Consider the following 4,742-nt stretch of genomic DNA (forward strand, 5'->3'; position numbering starts at 1 on the left):
CGATGGTACATCCTGTACCGCGAAAGCTAGCCTGACGTCCTGTCAGGCTCACGCTATTTTCTTCAACGTCCTCAATTCAGAGTTGAATCACGCCAACTGCAAGCAAAGTATGCAAATCATTTATGCCCCAAAGCTTGTTTAGGTTATGGCCTGCGGCCACTAACGTCGTGGCGCTTCGCCCACACCAGAATTTTCAAACTCCGTTTGAATTAACATCGCAAGGTTCCACCCTGCACGGGCCAAAAGGGGATCAACAGCAATCCCCTCTTGGATCACCCTTGCCGTTCCGGCAACATTTTCAAACAGCGAAAAGGTCGCGACGGAAATAAATCCAGCTTCTGGCCGCGTATTTAACCATCTTCGGCCTTATTCGAAAATGCTAACGCTTCCGATGGTACATCCTGTACCGCGAAAGCTAAGCTCACATCCATGTGAGCTTCACGCTATTTTCTTCAACGGCCTCAAGTTCAGAGTTGAATCTGTCCCTTTACAAGCAAGGCATATTGCTCGTTTTTCCTCATTTCGTGTTAGCTAGGTGTATTAGGTAAAAGGCAATAACCGAGCAAAGAAAAAGATGAAATACAATAAACCCCATCTTGAAAGGTGTAATCAGAACAGGCAATTAGCCGAAAGGTTGTACAAAATACCACTACCGTAAAAAAGTAAATTCCTATAGCATCATACGTTGATTAATATGGATGTGGCATCGACTAAGTCCAACCAGCGATTTATGCCTTGCAAACACCGCAACGCATAAATACTAAAACGTTATAAAGCACAAGGAACGTATGAGTTTATCCATCGGTTGTTCTCCAAATGAGCAAGTTGAGATCACTGTAGAACAGTATCAACATTCTCCAAGCAGTGAGTCTTTTGATGATAACTGGTTTATTTGCTCTGTTAGTGTTTCATTTGGAAGCTTCAGTGGTAAATTCCCTGCCAGTTTTCAAACCTATGATTTTGTTAAGTTCTCTAAAGAAGTACAAAAGCTCTATGCTTGCCTAAAAGGTACAGCTACATTCGACAGTCTTGAGGGGCAGCTTGAAATCAAGCTAACCGGGAATGGAAGAGGTGGAATTGAATTAGAGGGTAATTGCATGGACAGTGTTGGTGTTGGAAACAAACTTAAGTTCTCTACAGGATTTGATCAAACCTATCTCCAATCTATTATCGAAGACCTAGATGAGATTTTAGAAGGCTTTCCCGTACGAGCTTTATAACAAAATACTATGGCGTTAACCTAAATTCACCATACTTATCATAATGCGAAGAGTGAGTGTTAGTGCTTGGGCACTAACAAGCTTCTGTCCACAAACGAGTTAGTAACGCTTGCAAAAGCTTGAATTCAACAATGAACTTGAGGCCGTTGAAGAAAATAGCGTGAGCTGGCCATGGATGGCCTGCTAGCTTTCGCGGTACAGGATGTACCATCGAAAGCGTTAGCATTTTCGAGTAAGGCCGAGGCCGATTACAAACGAGGTTCAAAGCTGGATTAATTTCCGTCGCAATTTTTCGCTGCTATTGTTTGGTTAAAAAGCGAAAAAGTTGCCGGAACGCTGAGGGTTTGCAAAGGGGTACAAGTGCTTTACCCCTTTGCTCTGGTGTGGGTGAAGCGCCACGACGTTGGTGCCCGCAGGCCATAATATGATAAAAAATTAAAACGATTATTCGTTTAACACACCAACAAGGTTTATGATTAAAGAGTCTCGATAATGAAGTTGATGAGGTCTAATCATGATAATAGCTTGCCCCCATTGCGATACCTTAAATCGCGTACCGGAAGAACGTCTTGAACAACAACCAACCTGTGGGAAGTGTAAACAAAGCCTATTTGTTGGTGAATCGATAGAGTTAACTGTAGCGAATTTTAGCCACCATGCTAATAAATCAGAATTACCGCTGGTGGTCGACTTTTGGGCTAGCTGGTGCGGTCCGTGTAAAAACTTTGCTCCAGTATTTACTCAAGCAGCTAAAAAGTGGGAGCCCAAATTCCGTTTTGGCAAGCTCAACACCGAAGAGCAGCAAGCCCTGGCTGCCCAATTTAATATTCGATCAATTCCAACCCTGATGGTATTTAAGCAAGGCAAGGTTATCGCTCAGCAATCAGGTGCCTTGCCTGCATCATCATTCAACCAATGGCTTGAATCGATTAAGTAAATTTTTATTAGTGCATACTTTTTATATTGTTAATTCATATGTAAAAATAGAATGATGGATTAGTAAATTTGATGTTTTTGGTGCGTTTGTTACACCATATAGGGCTATAGATCACGAAAGGTTTTTTGGCTAAAATTAGGTTCTCAATAAGTAGTAAAGACCAGTTCTATCTCTATTTTACTAACGGATATGGATATGGATATGGATATGGATATGTATCGCTGAGCAAGAGGTTGGGAGGATGTTAAAAAATATTATTGATAAATATCGTTATCTTCTATTGCTTACTGTTTCATTATTTTTATTTGTGGTCGTTTTTATTTCATATGCTTACCCCGAAGGAGATGAAGCTGTGTTTGGATTTTTGAAGCGATATGAGGTTGAGTTATCGGCTCCTGTGAAAGGGCGTATTATCAAGAATGGCATTCCAATTTCGGGTATGGAGATTGTTAGAGAGCTCTCCTATGGTGGCTATGATAAAGGCGAACCGGTTATTGACTATGCATTAACCGATACAAATGGTGAGTTTTCATTTAAAGAGGTTAAAGTTAAATCAAATGCCCCAGGTAATATTTTTGGGCAAGATGCTCGTCTTAGGCAAGAAATTTACATTAAGAAAGATCTTGACGAGATAAAAGATGGGGAAGATAAGTATTACTGGCTTTGGTTTATAAGTAAAAATTGGACTTCAGTACCTTATTTAAATCAGTATTTAATGCAATTAAATGCAGACTTACAAAACAAAGAATTACAATATGAAGTCGATTTAACTCAGTTTGGTTTGAGGTCAAGCCAACCGATAGCTTCTATTTGTTATTGGGAAGGTGAATTGTTTTCTGTTTATTATGGGGAAAATTTAGAAGAAATTAAGAGTTTTGATGATTTAAAAGACTAAATTTATTAATTTAGTCTCGCCTACTTATTTTAAGGATGAAATATGAGTGTTATAGCCCCAAATATAGCTTCTTTGCTAGCGTTGCTAGCTTATGATATTAAGAATCCCTCTGGAAAAATACTTCCAGATAGAAGAGTCAAGAAGCATTTCAAATTTAGTACAGATGATGTTCAGCAAGCATCGTCAGGTGGTTTCTTTTGGCGTGAAACGACAGGCTTTTTGCTTATTGGCCAAGGACATAGTCAGCAACATAAAGGCGACCACGTAATCGCAATACGAGGAACAAATACTTTAGCTGATGCGGTAACCGATATAACCGCCCACTCAAAAAGTAATGATTCAGGTAGCTTAGTCCATACCGGTTTTCAAACAACATTTGAATCTTTTAGAGATGGGTTAGCTGACTATTTAGATAAACCTGAAGTGTTAAATAGTACAGGTATTATCCATTGTGTTGGTCATAGTTTAGGCGGTGCATTAGCAACTTTAGTCGCGAATTGGGTAAAAACTACATATAACAAAACCGTTTACTTATACACTTTTGGCTGTCCTCGAGTTGGGTATAAAGACTTTGCGATTAAAAGTAGCGCTCGCATTGACAAAGTATATCGCTGTGTTCATGGCTCTGACCCTGTCCCTAAAGTTCCTGTTTGGCCTTTCTGCCATGTACATATTAATGGCAGTGAGTATGTGCCTGTGAGAGAGCAGGGCTTAAGCCCTAAAGCCCATAGTATGGAAACAGCACCCGGTTATGTTCATACTACTAACTATGAACAATGGGATGATATGTACAGCCAAGTTGCTGGTTCTATGTATCAGCGAGTCGTTCTTAATTACGAAAATAGATTACAAACGACATATTCTTCACATTGGGCTGATAAAATTGCAGCTGCTTTAATGACACTTATCATTGATGGTGGTGGTACCGGTTTGATTGCGGCAATACAAGCTGGTGGGACAACAATTGCCACTGCTTATGATCTTATGGCAAGATTTGTTTGTGATCTTGCCAATACAGTTGGCTTTGAAGAACAGTTAAAAGGCTTGTTAGGGCATATGATTGTTTTTGCAGGAAAACCTGCTATTACCGTGATTAAGTATACTTTTTCATTCATAAAATGGGTTTTTAACATTACTCTTGATCGTCTTAATAACCAAGCAAGAAATGCAATGAAAAATGTGTAATATGCCTTTAATGATTTTAGCACATATCAACAATTAATCTGAATAGTTGTATTTAGCTGGGGGGAGAGTATGGGATTAATTGTAGGGCCATTGATATTATTTTGGATTTTAGTTGGAATCTATTCATTATCCATTGGGTATGATGTTTTTAGCTATTATTCCTTTTTTCCTAGTGGGATTATAATAGGCTTTGTGACATTGCTTTCGGTTAATTTTTATTTCGTACTCCCACTTGAATTTCTTAAGAAGAAAAAAACACTTGGCGCATTTGAGATACCACTTATGTATTTTGCAAATAAGTTTGCATTTATGTGCTTTTTAGCGGCGATACTAATGCACTGGTATGGAAGTGGATTTTTAAGTAATGATTTTTTTAAACCCATACCATTTATAGTTATGTTCACTATTTCTTTTGGGGGGATAATGGCTACAGTTAATGCTGATACTTTTATGGAAGAAAATAATATAACTAAGACATTTTAATGGAAGAGGTGTTCATATTTTT

The 4,742-nt window shown here is 38.7% G+C and carries 5 protein-coding genes; all 5 read left to right on the forward strand.

Annotated features, from left to right (window positions below; translation table 11 throughout):
• Positions 1-788 precede the first annotated feature (788 nt).
• Complete coding sequence (locus H5125_RS21290) at positions 789-1,220, forward strand: hypothetical protein (RefSeq protein WP_182745414.1); 432 nt, start codon at positions 789-791, stop codon at positions 1,218-1,220.
• A gap of 514 nt (positions 1,221-1,734) precedes the next feature.
• On the forward strand, positions 1,735-2,157 hold the full coding sequence (trxC, locus tag H5125_RS21295; protein ID WP_162022460.1) for a thioredoxin TrxC: 423 nt from the start codon (positions 1,735-1,737) through the stop codon (positions 2,155-2,157).
• Between the two features lie 241 nt (positions 2,158-2,398).
• Positions 2,399-3,052, forward strand: a complete 654-nt coding sequence (locus H5125_RS21300) for a DUF6795 domain-containing protein (protein WP_162022461.1) — start codon at positions 2,399-2,401, stop codon at positions 3,050-3,052.
• Between the two features lie 42 nt (positions 3,053-3,094).
• Positions 3,095-4,237 (forward strand): lipase family protein, encoded by a 1,143-nt coding sequence (locus H5125_RS21305; protein ID WP_162022462.1) that lies wholly within the window; start codon positions 3,095-3,097, stop codon positions 4,235-4,237.
• 69 nt (positions 4,238-4,306) lie between these two features.
• Entirely contained in the window at positions 4,307-4,720 is a 414-nt protein-coding gene (locus H5125_RS21310) for a hypothetical protein (protein ID WP_182745416.1), read from the forward strand.
• Positions 4,721-4,742 lie beyond the last annotated feature (22 nt).

The sequence above is a fragment of the Shewanella sp. SR44-4 genome (assembly GCF_014163715.1).
Lineage (GTDB): Bacteria > Pseudomonadota > Gammaproteobacteria > Enterobacterales > Shewanellaceae > Shewanella.